This window comes from Agrobacterium sp. Azo12 (assembly GCF_029193765.2).
In the GTDB taxonomy this organism is placed as follows: Bacteria; Pseudomonadota; Alphaproteobacteria; order Rhizobiales; family Rhizobiaceae; genus Agrobacterium.
Genome location: NZ_JARFYO020000001.1, coordinates 2,858,920 through 2,872,676, shown reverse-complemented (window position 1 = coordinate 2,872,676; position 13,757 = coordinate 2,858,920). Strand labels below are relative to the sequence as shown.

Below are 13,757 nucleotides of genomic sequence, written 5' to 3'. Positions count from 1 at the left end.
AGTCAGGCCGCGTTCGCTTCGCTGCGAATACGCGCCTTGATGTTCTCAACCATGTTTTCACGAATAATCGTTTCACCATGAGCGGTGCGCATGTGCTCAACTGTACGGCGCACCACTTCGGCGTCGTCGTCGGCACGTGTGTGCCATGCGCAACCGGGCACCAGTGTGCCACATTCAAATAGTCGCATTTTGAAACTCCCTGTTCAGAAGGCAGGGAAGAAAGCCAGATTTTTAGCCCTGCCTTTTATGTAACGAGCTGTTACCGGTTATGTTCCGGCTTACTCAGGCATCGCCCAGCATTGGAAAACCGATGGGCTGCACATGGATGATACGCGAGTAAGTCCCTCGTCATCATTTGCCGCCACCAGTGCTTCCGGATTGATGTCGCCGGAAAGGGTGCGTTTAACCTGCTCCACATAGAACGCATGTGGCAGATCACGATCACCGCTTGCGCGGAGTTCCGTCGCAAGACGATCAATCAATTCAGGTGTTTCGATTGAATGTGGTTGGGCTTTGGGGGACGCGGACAACTGCATGCTGTTTGAAGTAATCATGACGATAGCTCCTCCAGTACGTCTGGCTGGAGACTAACACCACTCATGCATTTCATTAACCCCTAATTATAGGGGTTTCGGTGAAATATTCGTGAAGATTAATATTATGACGGCCGCCAAACCAGCGTGCGTCATTTTGGTGCTCCATACAGCTCTGGAGCACTCATAAAGGGTCGATGGACGAGCCTGTTTTTGCTACCCGTTTCAGGTCATTGTTATCGTGGTTTTTTCGCCGACACGCCGGTCGTTTCAGCGAAGATTTTATGGCCAGCGGACGACCGGTGGCAGGGACGACAGGATGGATTCCACATTGCCACCGGTTTTTAGTCCAAAAAGTGTGCCGCGGTCGTAGAGCAGATTGAACTCCACATAACGGCCACGCTGGATCAGCTGCTCGTCACGATCATTTTCCGTCCATGGCGTATTGAAATTGCTGCGTACAATCTTCGGGTAAACCAGATTGAAGGCGCGACCGACATCCTGAACGAAGGCAAAATTAGCATTCCAGTCGCCCTTTTCTTCATCGGGGTGCAGCCAGTCGAAAAAAATGCCGCCGATACCGCGCGCTTCATTGCGATGTTTGACGAAGAAATAGTCTTCGCACCACTTCTTATAATGTGGGTAATCTGCAACCGGATGGCGGCGACAGGTGATTTCCATGGCTTTGTGGAAAAGCTGGCTATCGCCATCTTCCTGCGTGCGGCGGCGTGCCAGCATAGGCGTCAAGTCTGCACCACCACCGAACCAGTGACTGGATGTGACCACCATGCGTGTGTTCATATGGACAGTCGGTACGTTGGGATTGACCGGGTGGGCGATCAGCGAAATGCCGGAGGCCCAGAAGGTTGGATCTTCCTCGGCGCCTGGGATCTGCGAGCGGAAATCTGGCGAAAATTCGCCGTGCACCGTTGAGGTGTGTACGCCGACCTTTTCAAACACGCGGCCTTCCATCATCGACATGCGGCCACCGCCGCCAGCACCGCCTTCGCGCTGCCAGTCCTTGGCGACGAAGTAACCCGGTTCCTGGTCAGAAAGCGGTCCCTGAAGTTCGCGTTCCAGGTTTTCAAAGGATGCGCAGATGGTGTCGCGCAGGCTTTCAAACCAGGCGCGTGCCGCTTCCTTCTTGTCCTCAATGTCTTCTGGCAAGCCCTTGGGCATTTGCGGCCGGTCCATGTCCGCTCTCCTGCATGTTTTGCGCGCGAACGCCTGACGTTGATTCGCCTTTATTGTCGCCGCTTTATCAGGCGCGAGGCTTGCGCACAATTTCGACTCGCCAATCGCCCTTCGCCAGAATATCCTATTGGCAGAGGTGAATGTCATGACGAAATTTACCGGACCACCACCGCTGGACGGCCTAAAACGGCGTATTAACGCCCATCGCAGGGAACAAGCCCTTGTCGGGGAGGGCGCAAAAAAACACGGCATGTTCGTGCGCCAGACATTTTGTCTCACCCGCGAGGACGCTCGCGCCAAGGCGCGTGAATGGTTCGACGCCTTTCCCAAGGCCGCCTACTGGACAGAGGTGGAAAGCTGGCGCCAGCTGGAAGGGGATCGCATCGAATTTACCATGCGCCGCCTGCCGTCTGCCGACTGACCGTCAAAATCAGAATTAAAACCCGACCTGACGCAACACTTCGCCAGTTATCATGGCGGCCGACATGGCAACGTTGATGGAACGTTGACCTTCGATCATCGGAATGATGATGCGTTCATCGGCCTTGTCATGCACATGATCAGGCACCCCGGCACTTTCGCGGCCAAACAACAGAATATCGTCTGGCTTGTATTGGATGTCTGTATAGGGAAGGGCAGCCTTGGTGGAGGCGAGAACCAGACGGCGTCCAGTTGTTGCCCGCCACTCTTCAAAATGTGTCCAGCTGATATGGCGCGTCAAAGCAGCAACGGCCAGATAGTCCATGCCGGCACGTTTGAGATTGCGGTCGGAAATATCAAAACCGGCTGGTTCAATGATGTCAACAGCAATGCCAAGACAGGCGGAAAGTCTCAGGATCGTTCCTGTGTTGCCGGGAATATCGGGTTGATAAAGGGCGATCCTGATGTCGGGCATGTGTTTTCCAATTGCAAGAATTGCGAGGCGGTTACCACGAGAGATTGTGCCTGAAAAGCCACAACCATTCAGTGGGGCAGTGTCATATTGAAGGAGCGTGTCTCGTGGCCCCTAGGCAGACAACGTTTTTTGATCTAAAAGGCGGCATCTTCAACGCCAAAAAGGGAGGTTCACCATGAATATATCTGTTCGCCGTCACCTTCCGTTTCCCGTGGGCTTTCTTCGAGCCTAGGCGTTAACGCGGAACTTACGCGGTTTCTCACTCTTTTCAGTATCGTCATGTGGCTGTCGTGGCCGCATTCCATGATTTTCCCGTTCGCGGTCCCGGTTTTCTCCGTGAGTTCGCATTTCGGGTGCATTTTCTTCGGAGCTTGGCCATGTTCGGCTGGTTTGAAAAACGTCTTGATCCATTTCCCTCTTCGACGCCGGTGGCTCCGGCTCCGAAGTTGCTGCCCTTTCTGTGGCATTATACAAAACCGGCTGCACCCTGGCTGCTGTTGCTTGGCTTGATGTCGATGGGCATCGCCATTGCCGAGGTCATGCTCTACCAGTTTTTGGGTAACATTGTTGACTGGCTAGCAACGGCGAACCGCGAAACATTCCTGCAGGATGAAGGCTGGCATCTGATCGGTATGGCCGCACTTGTGTTGATTGCCCTGCCGCTTATGGGTGCCTTGCACACCATGACCATGCACCAGACCTTGGCTGGTAACTTTGGCATGATCGCCCGCTGGCAGATGCATCGGTTCCTGCTGCGCCACTCCATGACCTTCTTTGCAAACGAGTTTGCAGGACGTGTGTCGACCAAGGTCATGCAGACGGCGCTTGCGATCCGTGAAGTGGCACTCAAGGTCATCGATGTGTTCGTGTATGCGATCAGCTTTGTTGTTTCGATGCTGTTTCTAGTTGCCGCGGCAGACATTCGTCTGGTGCTGCCGCTGCTTGCATGGCTTTGTTTCTACATTCTTATTCTGGTGTATTTCGTTCCAAAACTGGGGCGTTTGGCCAAGGAACAGGCTGATGCGCGTTCGTTGATGACCGGCCGTATCGTCGACAGCTACACCAATATTTCGACGATCAAGCTGTTTTCACATGCTGGACGCGAAGAGGTTTATGCACGTGATGGCATGAACATGTTTCTGGAAACCGTGCATCGCCAGATGCGCAAGATTTCCGGCTTCAACATTCTCATCGATCTCAACAATGCCTTTGTGTTGTTTTCGACCGCCAGTCTCGGCCTTTATTTCTGGCTGAACGGTTCGGTGACGACAGGTGCTGTTGCCGTGGCGATCGGTCTTTCCATGCGCGTCAATGGCATGTCGCAATGGATCATGTGGGAAGTGACATCGCTGTTTGAAAACATCGGTACTGTGTATGACGGCATGGGCATGATGACCAAGGCGCATGATATCGTTGACAAGGCAGATGCGCCTGCATTGGCAGCACCAAAAGGTGCCATCAGCTACGAGCATGTGCAGTTCCATTACGGAAAGGCACGGGCTGAAGGGACAAAGGGCGTTATCGACAACCTGACGCTGGATATTCGTGCCGGTGAAAAGGTTGGTCTTGTCGGTCGTTCCGGCGCCGGTAAAACCACGTTGATGAACCTGCTTCTGCGCTTCTATGATCTTGAAGACGGACGTATAACCATTGACGGACAGGATATCTCCACCGTCTCGCAGGACAGTCTGCGTTCGTTAATCGGTGTGGTGACGCAGGATACCTCGCTTCTTCACCGTTCGATCCGTGACAACATTGCTTACGGTCATCCGGGGGCAACGGATGCGCAGATCATCGAGGCGGCGAAACGCGCCAATGCGTGGGACTTCATCGAAACGCTGGAGGACATGCATGGTCGCACCGGTCTCGATGCGCAGGTGGGTGAGCGTGGTGTCAAGCTTTCGGGCGGTCAGCGGCAGCGTATCGCTATTGCCCGTGTGTTCCTGAAGGATGCTCCGATCCTCATTCTGGACGAGGCGACATCGGCACTCGATTCCGAGGTGGAAGCTGCCATTCAGGAAAACCTGTTTGCCTTGATGCAGGGCAAGACGGTTATTGCGATTGCTCACCGGCTTTCGACACTGACAGAAATGGACCGGCTGATCATTCTGGATCGCGGCCATATCGTTGAGGCTGGATCGCATGGCGAATTGGTTGAAAAAGGCGGCATTTATGCCGACCTTTGGCAACGCCAGTCCGGCGGCTTCATCCAGGACAACGATGACGACGTTGCTGCGGAATAACGGACAAAAGGGCGGGGCATTCCCCCGCCCTTTTGTATTTGATCATTACCAAAATATAAGGTGGCAGGCTGCTTTGCGTCTTCGTGGAAAAGGCCTATATCCGTGACATGGTGATTTCGAAGCTTTTCAACTTTTTCGAGAACTGGATCCAACCTTTCGCCCGAAAGGATGATCTGAGGCCACCTGAAACCACATCCGGTTTTATCTGGTTTTATATTTCGCAGGCCAAGGCACCCTTCATTGCCATGCTGATTCTCGGCGGAATGACCGCGGCCATTGAGGCTGCGTTATTCTGGTTCGTCGGGCGGCTGGTGGATGTGCTTGCCAGTGTCAAACCCGGCGACGGCTGGGCGGGATTATTAAGCCAGCATGGCCCCGAACTTGTCGGCATGCTGGTGTTGATCGCCGTGGTGCGGTTTGTTGTTGCTTTGCTGACTGCGCTGACCGACCAGCAGATTATCACGCCAGGTTTCTACAATCTGGTGCGTTGGCAATCCTACATGCATGTCGCACGGCAATCGCTGAGCTTTTTCCAGAATGACTTTTCCGGACGAATCGTCACCAAGGTCTGGTCGGGCGGGCAGGCGACGGGTGACCTAGTGACGTCGCTGATGGAAAGCGTGTGGTTCGTTGGCATTTATTCCGTTTCGACCCTCGTCCTTATTGGTGGGCTGGATTGGCGTCTGGCGGCGGTAATCTTTGTCTGGGTTGGGGTGTTTTCGCTGCTGGCGCGTTATTTCGTGCCGCGCATCCGCTATCATTCCAAGGAAACGGCCGAAGCGGCCTCGATGCTGAGTGGCCGCATGGTTGACGCCTACAGCAACATTCAGACGCTGCGCCTGTTTGGCCGCGACGATGCCAATGACCGTTACATGCGGCAGGGTTTTGATATTTTTCAGCAGACAACGCTGATGTTCACACGCTTCATCACGGGTGTCAGAGCGTCGATGGCGCTGCTTTCCGGTGTTATGATCACCTCCATGGCGGCTCTGTGTATCGATCTATGGCTGGATGGACGGATCAGCTCTGGTGCGGTTGCGTTCACGCTGGCGCTGGTGCTGCGCCTTAACTTCCTGCTTGGTCGTTTGATGACGCAGTTTAACGGTATCATGCGTAACTTTGGCACCGTGCAGAATGCTGCGGAACTGATTTCCAAACCGATCGATCTTGTCGATGCGCCAAATGCAACCGAGCTTGTGGTGCGTCGTCCTGAAATCCGTTTTGACAACGTCTCCTTCCATTATGGAAACGGAAAGTCAGTGATCGACAAGCTCAACCTTTCGGTTGCAGCGGGTGAGAAGGTTGGCATTGTTGGTCGCTCCGGTGCCGGTAAATCGACACTCGTCAATCTTCTCTTGCGTTTCTACGACATCGAAAGTGGCCGCATCCTTATTGATGGGCAGGACATTTCAGAGGTGACGCAGGAAAGCCTGCGTGCCCATATCGGCATGGTGACGCAGGACACGTCACTGCTGCACCGTTCGATCAGGGAAAACATCATGTTTGGCCGCACCGACGCGACCGAGGCGCAATTGGTGGAGGCTGTACGGCGCGCAAAATCTGATGATTTTGTTGCACGGTTGGAAGATCAGCGTGGACGGCGCGGGTTTGATGCGCATGTCGGTGAACGTGGCGTGAAATTGTCAGGTGGTCAGCGTCAGCGTATCGCCATTGCGCGGGTGATGCTGAAGGATGCACCGATCCTTGTGCTGGATGAAGCGACCTCTGCCCTGGATTCCGAGGTGGAAGCGGCAATCCAGAGCAATCTCGATGATCTGATGCAGGGCAAGACCGTTCTTGCGATTGCCCATCGTCTCTCGACAATTGCGGCGCTCGACCGGCTGATTGTTATGGACAATGGCCGCATCGTGGAGCAGGGCACGCATAACCAGCTTATCGGCCAGGGTGGGCTTTACGCGACACTCTGGCAGCGGCAGTCCGGTGGCTTTCTTGCCGCCGATGTCGGTTGACGACACCTAGTGCCGATTATTATTTTTGAATGATGAATTCTGCCTCGAGGCCAAAATGGTTAGATCCCATGGCATCTGACAGGCGCTTCAGACTGGTCATTGTCGCCGGAGCGCGGGCATAAATATGGTCGATCGGAATGCCGAATTTACCCGCCTCGATCGGCCAAGTCGCCGGTTCGAAGTTCGCGACATGCAGTTTGTTGACCCGCTGAAAACGCAGCATATCCGGCGCGATGCTGGATGAGTTGAAGTCTCCTCCAACAATCAAAGGACCCTTTAAGGCCCTTATGATTCTTGAGGCGGCAAACAGTTCTTCCTCGTGATAATCGTCATAATATGGCTTCGTGACGTGCAAGGCGACCAGATTGATGGTTGTGTCTTGGACCGTAACCCTTGCGACCGCCATGCGATCGCGGCGTAAATCGCTCAAGGTAATGAATTTTGCGCCTTCCAGCGGATATTTTGAAAACACCAGAAGATCGCATGTTTCCGTGTCGACCCTGCACCCCATTCGATAGGGATAGGTTTTCGCAATTCGAGACAGATAAGGTGCAAGTGGTCTGCCTTCCATGACGTATATGACATCGGCGCCGGAATTGGAGAGAAATTCCGCGATGCTTTTGCCATTGCGGTAATTTTCGCCCAAAACATTGAAAGAAATCAGCTTGAAGGGTTGGCCAGCTACGTTTTCGCTGGCCGGCGCAACGAATTCATACCGTAGAACCGCGGCATGCGCGGTGATGGCGATGGCCCAGACAAAAAGAAACAACAGGTAACGGCTTCTCAAAGCGGCAAATAGCACAATGGCTGCGAGTGCGCCGACGATGCCGATGTGAAGCTGGAAGCTGTAGGTGAATGAAAAAAGCCAGTGATCCCTGACGTAACGAAGACTTCCGGCGAAAAGAAATAGGGTCAGTAAAACGGAAAAAATGCAGGTAAGCCGTGTTTTCATCAATCATTCCGAGCCGCAGCGACAAGCGACTGTTGTTAACATGGGGTATGCATGGGCACAATCACAGGCGGAGGAAGTGAAGCGTCTGATTCGCCAGCTGAACACCCGATGTCATGGCATGAGAACGACAGTGGCCTAAATAATGCTCTGTGAGGGTGGAATTACGGCCGTATTGTGGTGTTCCCTCTTGCCAAAGGTTGGGATATTTTGCGATCAAACAATTATGCGTGAATTCGATTGGCGCATATTGGCCAGGACTTTTTGGGATGGAGTTGTCTTGGATCAAATAGCAGTGGGAGGAATCATGCGATTTTCGGCACATTTAGCGCAGAGGATGGTGTAGCGGTGAGCGAACACGTAACAAATAATCATGCGTCGGGTGAACCCACTCGTCGCGATTTTCTTTATCTAGCAACTGGAATGGCGGGTGTTGTCGGGGCTGCGGCTGTTGCATGGCCGTTCATCGACCAGATGCGTCCAGATGCATCGACGTTGGCTCTTGCTTCTATTGATGTTGATGTTTCCAGCCTCGAACCCGGCATGTCGCTCACTGTGAAGTGGCGTGGCAAGCCTGTGTTCATCCGTAACCGTACAGAAAAGGAAATCGAAGAGGCAAAGGCCGTTGCGCTTGCTGACCTCAAGGATCCCGTTGCGCGTAATGCCAACGTTGCTGCCGACGCGCAGGCAACGGATGTTGACCGCTCTGCTGGTGAAGGCAAGGAAAACTGGATCGTGATGATCGGTTCCTGTACCCATCTTGGTTGCGTTCCGCTCGGTCAGGCCGGCGATTTCGGCGGGTGGTTCTGTCCCTGCCATGGTTCTCATTACGATACGGCGGGCCGTATTCGTAAAGGCCCAGCGCCTGAGAACCTGCATATTCCGACGTTTGCTTTTGCATCCGATACCGTCATCAAGATCGGATAAAGGGACAGAATATTATGAGTGGTCATTCCAGTTATCAGCCGTCCACCGGCTTAGAAAGATGGATCGATTCCCGGCTGCCGCTGCCGCGCTTGATCTATGACAGCTTTGTCGCCTATCCGGTTCCGCGCAACCTGAACTATGCCTACACTTTCGGTGCTATGCTTTCGGTTATGCTGATCGTGCAGATCCTGACCGGCGTTGTGCTGGCCATGCATTATGCCGCCGAAACAACGGTTGCCTTTAACTCCGTCGAGAAGATCATGCGTGACGTCAACCACGGTTGGCTTTTGCGTTACATGCACGCCAACGGCGCGTCGTTCTTCTTCATTGCCGTTTATCTCCATATTGCCCGTGGTCTCTATTACGGTTCCTACAAGGCCCCACGCGAAATCCTCTGGATCCTCGGCTGTGTCATCTACCTCCTGATGATGGCAACCGGCTTCATGGGTTACGTTCTGCCTTGGGGTCAGATGTCCTTCTGGGGCGCTACCGTTATCACCGGCTTCTTCACAGCCTTCCCGCTGATCGGTGAATGGTTGCAGCAGTTCCTGCTTGGCGGCTTTGCCGTTGACCAGCCAACGCTGAACCGCTTCTTTGCGCTGCACTATCTGCTGCCGTTCATGATTGCAGGTGTTGTCATACTGCACGTATGGGCACTGCACGTCACCGGCCAGACCAACCCGACCGGTGTTGAAGTCAAGAGCAAGACCGATACGGTTCCGTTTACACCTTATGCAACGCTCAAGGATGCATTCGGCGTTTCCGTCTTCCTGATCGTCTATGCCTGGTTCATCTTCTACATGCCGAACTATCTCGGCCATCCGGACAACTACATTCCCGCTGATGCCCTGAAGACACCGGCACACATCGTTCCAGAATGGTACTACCTACCGTTCTACGCCATGCTGCGTGCGATCACCTTCAATGTCGGCCCGATCGATTCCAAGCTCGGTGGCGTTCTGGTGATGTTCGGTGCGATCATCGTTCTGTTCTTCCTGCCTTGGCTGGATACATCGAAGGTTCGTTCGGCTGTGTACCGTCCCTGGTACAAGATGCTGTTCTGGGTCTTCGTCGTAAACGCCATCTTCCTTGGCTGGCTCGGTTCGCAGCCTGCTGAAGGCAGCGGCTTGATCGGTCTGATCTTCGGTGGCGATCTGAAGGGCAACTATGTTGGCTTCTCTCAGCTGGGTACCCTTTATTATTTCGGTTTCTTCCTGGTGATCATGCCGGTTCTGGGCCTCGTGGAAAAACCACGGCGTATTCCGAATTCGATTACGGAAGCAGTGTTGGAAAAGAGTGGTAAAACCGCTTCCGCTCCAGCGTCTGCCCAGGCGTAACGGTGGCGACAGAGAGGAATTGAAATTATGAAAAAGCTTGTATCAAGCGTTCTGTCGTTGACCTTGACTATCGGACTTGGTGTCGGTGCAGCATTTGCTGCAGAAGAAGGCCATGAAGAGGGGGGGACACCGCATTACCCGATCCATAAGCCGAAGAATCTCGAATGGAGCTTTGCCGGTCCATTCGGCAAATACGATAAGGGACAGCTTCAGCGGGGCCTGAAGGTTTACAAGGAAGTCTGTTCGGCCTGTCATTCGATGAGCCTCGTTTCCTTCCGCACACTGGAAGATCTGGGCTACTCGGATGATCAGATAAAGGCATTTGCTGCCGAGTATGAAGTGCAGGACGGGCCGAACGGTGACGGTGAAATGTTCACCCGCAAGGCTGTTCCATCCGACCACTTCCCATCGCCATACCCGAACCACGAAGCTGCGGCTGCATCGAACAATGGTGCCGCACCGCCTGATATGTCGCTGCTTGCCAAGGCACGCGGTATAACTCGTGGCTTCCCGCTGTTCGTGTTCGACATTTTCACGCAGTATCAGGAAGGTGGCCCGGATTACATCTACTCGCTGCTGACTGGATATGTTGACCCGCCGGAAGGCGTGGAAGTGGCTGAAGGCACCCACTACAACCCATACTTTGCCAATGCTGCTGCCCTTGCCATGGCGCCACCGATCTCTGACGATCAGGTGACCTATGATGATGGTTCGCCTCAGACGCTCGACCAGTATTCCAAGGATGTTTCGGCATTCCTGATGTGGGCTGCAGAGCCGCATCTGGAAGAACGAAAGCGCACCGGTTTCATGGTCATGGTGTTCCTGGCGATCTTTACCGCGCTGATTTACCTGACGAAGAAGTCGGTCTACGCACGCAAAGAACACTAAGCTGAAATAGCTCAGGTTTGGAAATCAAAGCCCCCACGGTCACGCAGACTGAGGGGGCTTTTTGTATTCACCGTTAGTTCATCGGATTTTCATCCGGAATCGGGCAGGGCTTTGCCAAGATTTTTGAGGAGGCTCAACATGACAATAACGTTTCTTGGCGGTTGTCTTTGTGGTGCGGTTCGGTTTGAAGCGCAAGGAGAACCACAAAACCCGCACACGTGCTCCTGCGAGTGGTGCCAGCGTCAATCCGGTGCACCCAGCCTGACATGGGTGGAGTTTGCCAAACGCGACATTCGCTGGACAGGTGAGGCGGGCGAACCGAGACTTTACCGTTCTTCGGATTATTCTTCCCGTACATTTTGCGGTCAATGCGGCAGCACCTTAGGTGCCATTGATGATGCCCCGACCGTGGCGCTGGTGTTCGGCGTCTTCGATGACAAGAGCGATCCTGCCTTGCAGCCGACTGCACATTCCTTCGAAGATCTTTGTCCTGCTTGCGCCAAGGTGCAGGGCATGGCTGCTGAATGAACCGTCTGCAGGGTACCGCTGCTGTTGCAACCCTTTTTAGTTGGTTCAGCCGTTCTGACTTGATAATGTACGAAAAGCTTTTCGATCAATCTCCCATTCAATTGGACATATCATGACTGCTATCGCTTCGGAGCTTTCCGCTGCCATTCGTTCCATTCCCGACTATCCGAAGCCGGGCATCATTTTCCGCGACATTACCACGCTCTTGGGCAATCCGCGGGCTTTCCGTCGTGCTGTAGACGAACTGGTTCAGCCCTATGCCGGCACAAAGATCGACAAGATTGCCGGCATGGAAGCACGCGGTTTTATTCTGGGTGGTGCCGTTGCCCACCAACTGTCTGCCGGGTTCGTGCCGATCCGTAAAAAGGGTAAGCTGCCGCACACGACTGTGCGTGTGGCCTACAGCCTGGAATACGGCGTCGATGAAATGGAAATGCACGTGGATGCAGTGCAGCCCGGCGAAAAGGTCATTCTGGTGGATGATCTGATTGCCACCGGCGGTACGGCTGAAGGCGCGGTCAAGCTGCTGCGCCAGATGGGTGCTGAAATTGTCTCAGCCTGCTTCGTGATCGACCTGCCGGATCTCGGTGGTCGCAAGAAACTTGAAGACCTCGGCGTTGATGTGCGCACACTGGTCGAGTTTTCCGGACACTGATACTTGGCTGCGACTGACCTGTTATATCGATGGGTCAGTCATTTGAAAGGCGAGCCATGTCCAGTTTACGCCGAGCGCCCTGTTTCCGGCCTGAATCGACCCCGTCTCAACACGCCTCAACAGGCTGAACCCGTACTGCTTGGCTCGCGCAATCGTTTCATCCGGGCAGATAGAAAACACCGGCCGATCTACAGACGCTGGTCCATGGCGGAGTGACATGACCATCTTGCCACCTGAGGCGGCCATGCTGCCAAGGCTTTGCATGGCAAGCTGACGATCACGGTGTTCAATATGCTGCCAGACACCACACAGTGTTATCAGGTCAAAACGCCCATAGTTCTGCGCCTTGCTCAGCGTTGGCAGTTTATCGTCAAGCCACTCTATGTTGGGTGAAATGTGTTGGCACATACCGGGCTCGCGCAGTTCTTTCACGGGCTCGACAGCAAGCACTCTATGTCCTGCCGCCGCAAACCATGCGGCGTCTCGTCCTGTGCCTGCACCAATATCTGCAATACGGACAGGCGTTTGCGGCAGAAGGTCAAGCACAGGTGCATAGACCTCCGCACAATCCAGCTCATTGTAACGTGCGATGAACTCCGGCGTCGCGGACTTTGCATAACCTTCCAAAATGTCGCTCATCTGTCCATGTCGCTGATGTTGCCCGGTGCGGTGGTTCTTCTGTCCAATAAACCTGCCGCTATTCGAACTCCAGTACATTGCTCTCAAACGATATGACTGTTTCGCCCTTCTGGTTCACGCCTTCGTTGAAGGTGGTGTTGAGCAAAAGTCCGGGTCGCGAGGCGAGGGGGCGGGTTTCCAGCAACGTGACATAATAGGTTATGTCGTCGCCAGCATAGACCGGGCGTATCCATTTCAGCTTTCGGAAGCCCGGTGAGGGGCCGAGTTTTGGGGGCTCTATTCCCTCTGACTTAAGGCGAATTGTTTCCTTCATCCAGAATGACAGGAATGACTTCATCCAGCTTGAGCCGGTGTGCCAACCCGATGCACAAAGACCTCCAAGCACGGAGTGGCGTGCGGCTTCCGCATCCAGATGAAACGGCTGCGGATCGAATTTCGATGCAAAGCGAATAATATCGTCGGCGGAAAAGTGTAACGTTTCAAGGGTGATACGCGTGCCGATGGGGGAAAGTTCAGCCAGCCTCATGCCACAATGCTCCCTTGATCGCGCATGGCAAACATCACGACATGTTCACCCTGACAGACGATTTCGCCACGCTGGTTGGTCAGCTCATTGCGGAATTTGACAAGACCAATGCCCGGGCGAGATGCCAGCGGTCGGTTTTCAACCACCTTGGAATGTCCAGACAGGATATCTCCCGCCAGAACCGGACGCTTCCAGTCCAGAAACTCGATGCCGGGTGAACCCTGTGATGTGGAGTTGGAAATATAGCTGTCGCACATCATGCGCATCGACAAGGCGCATGTATGCCATCCGGAGGCGGCAAGCCCACCAAGAATGCTGGCACGCCCGGCTTCTTCCGATAGATGCATGGGTTGTGGATCAAATTCTGACGCGAATTCGATAATGTCCTCGGCAGTCACCGTAACCGGGGCAAAGGGGAAAACGCGCTCCGGTGTAAAATCTTCGTAAGTGTAGATCACCTTTAAAACCTCCCA

At 54.0% G+C, this 13,757-nt stretch carries 16 protein-coding genes; 8 read left to right on the top strand and 8 right to left on the bottom strand.

Annotation, left to right across the window (positions count from 1 at the left end):
* Positions 1-2: 2 nt before the first annotated feature.
* The 3 genes from PYL13_RS13730 to hemF all read right to left on the bottom strand — a co-directional run bounded on the left by PYL13_RS13730 (position 3) and on the right by hemF (position 1,727).
* Complete coding sequence (locus tag PYL13_RS13730) at positions 3-188, bottom strand: DUF1059 domain-containing protein (protein ID WP_192488401.1); 186 nt, start codon at positions 186-188, stop codon at positions 3-5.
* A gap of 90 nt (positions 189-278) precedes the next feature.
* The gene (locus PYL13_RS13725; RefSeq protein WP_192488402.1) at positions 279-554 is read right to left on the bottom strand and encodes a hypothetical protein; all 276 of its coding nucleotides are present in this window, start codon (positions 552-554) and stop codon (positions 279-281) included.
* 261 nt (positions 555-815) lie between these two features.
* Positions 816-1,727, bottom strand: coding sequence for an oxygen-dependent coproporphyrinogen oxidase (gene hemF, locus PYL13_RS13720; RefSeq protein ID WP_250981962.1), 912 nt, complete (start codon positions 1,725-1,727; stop codon positions 816-818).
* 145 nt (positions 1,728-1,872) lie between these two features.
* On the opposite strand from hemF, the gene PYL13_RS13715 reads away from it, so the two are divergent.
* Positions 1,873-2,148: a hypothetical protein gene (locus tag PYL13_RS13715; protein ID WP_192488404.1), complete on the top strand. Its 276-nt coding sequence runs from the start codon at positions 1,873-1,875 to the stop codon at positions 2,146-2,148.
* A gap of 15 nt (positions 2,149-2,163) precedes the next feature.
* On the opposite strand, the gene PYL13_RS13710 is transcribed toward PYL13_RS13715, so the two are convergent.
* A complete protein-coding gene (locus PYL13_RS13710; protein WP_250981961.1) occupies positions 2,164-2,622 on the bottom strand; it encodes a tRNA (cytidine(34)-2'-O)-methyltransferase in 459 nt (152 codons plus the stop codon).
* A 377-nt stretch (positions 2,623-2,999) separates the two neighbouring features.
* Between PYL13_RS13710 and PYL13_RS13705 the strand changes: the two genes are divergently transcribed.
* On the top strand, positions 3,000-4,865 hold the full coding sequence (locus tag PYL13_RS13705; protein WP_259143839.1) for an ABC transporter ATP-binding protein: 1,866 nt from the start codon (positions 3,000-3,002) through the stop codon (positions 4,863-4,865).
* Positions 4,866-4,972: 107 nt separating this feature from the next.
* The gene (locus tag PYL13_RS13700; RefSeq protein WP_275642037.1) at positions 4,973-6,835 is read left to right on the top strand and encodes an ABC transporter ATP-binding protein; all 1,863 of its coding nucleotides are present in this window, start codon (positions 4,973-4,975) and stop codon (positions 6,833-6,835) included.
* A 19-nt stretch (positions 6,836-6,854) separates the two neighbouring features.
* Here PYL13_RS13700 and PYL13_RS13695 read toward each other — a convergent pair whose 3' ends face one another.
* The gene (locus PYL13_RS13695; protein ID WP_275641692.1) at positions 6,855-7,787 is read right to left on the bottom strand and encodes an endonuclease/exonuclease/phosphatase family protein; all 933 of its coding nucleotides are present in this window, start codon (positions 7,785-7,787) and stop codon (positions 6,855-6,857) included.
* Between the two features lie 345 nt (positions 7,788-8,132).
* On the opposite strand from PYL13_RS13695, the gene petA reads away from it, so the two are divergent.
* From petA to PYL13_RS13670, 5 genes are all read left to right on the top strand, one after another.
* The gene (gene petA, locus PYL13_RS13690) at positions 8,133-8,711 is read left to right on the top strand and encodes a ubiquinol-cytochrome c reductase iron-sulfur subunit (RefSeq protein ID WP_192488408.1); all 579 of its coding nucleotides are present in this window, start codon (positions 8,133-8,135) and stop codon (positions 8,709-8,711) included.
* Between the two features lie 14 nt (positions 8,712-8,725).
* The gene (locus PYL13_RS13685) at positions 8,726-10,048 is read left to right on the top strand and encodes a cytochrome b (RefSeq protein ID WP_250981958.1); all 1,323 of its coding nucleotides are present in this window, start codon (positions 8,726-8,728) and stop codon (positions 10,046-10,048) included.
* A gap of 27 nt (positions 10,049-10,075) precedes the next feature.
* On the top strand, positions 10,076-10,936 hold the full coding sequence (locus tag PYL13_RS13680) for a cytochrome c1 (RefSeq protein ID WP_275641691.1): 861 nt from the start codon (positions 10,076-10,078) through the stop codon (positions 10,934-10,936).
* Positions 10,937-11,074: 138 nt separating this feature from the next.
* Positions 11,075-11,464, top strand: a complete 390-nt coding sequence (locus PYL13_RS13675) for a GFA family protein (RefSeq protein ID WP_275641690.1) — start codon at positions 11,075-11,077, stop codon at positions 11,462-11,464.
* 112 nt (positions 11,465-11,576) lie between these two features.
* The gene (locus tag PYL13_RS13670; protein WP_192488412.1) at positions 11,577-12,119 is read left to right on the top strand and encodes an adenine phosphoribosyltransferase; all 543 of its coding nucleotides are present in this window, start codon (positions 11,577-11,579) and stop codon (positions 12,117-12,119) included.
* 21 nt (positions 12,120-12,140) lie between these two features.
* On the opposite strand, the gene PYL13_RS13665 is transcribed toward PYL13_RS13670, so the two are convergent.
* Genes PYL13_RS13665 through PYL13_RS13655 form a run of 3 tightly spaced genes read right to left on the bottom strand, consistent with a single transcriptional unit; the run spans position 12,141 to position 13,742 of the window.
* Positions 12,141-12,758 (bottom strand): class I SAM-dependent methyltransferase, encoded by a 618-nt coding sequence (locus tag PYL13_RS13665; protein WP_275641689.1) that lies wholly within the window; start codon positions 12,756-12,758, stop codon positions 12,141-12,143.
* 58 nt (positions 12,759-12,816) lie between these two features.
* Positions 12,817-13,284, bottom strand: coding sequence for a MaoC family dehydratase (locus PYL13_RS13660; RefSeq protein ID WP_259143874.1), 468 nt, complete (start codon positions 13,282-13,284; stop codon positions 12,817-12,819).
* Positions 13,281-13,742: a MaoC family dehydratase gene (locus tag PYL13_RS13655; RefSeq protein ID WP_275641688.1), complete on the bottom strand. Its 462-nt coding sequence runs from the start codon at positions 13,740-13,742 to the stop codon at positions 13,281-13,283. Before PYL13_RS13655 ends, PYL13_RS13660 begins: the two co-directional genes overlap by 4 nt.
* Positions 13,743-13,757 lie beyond the last annotated feature (15 nt).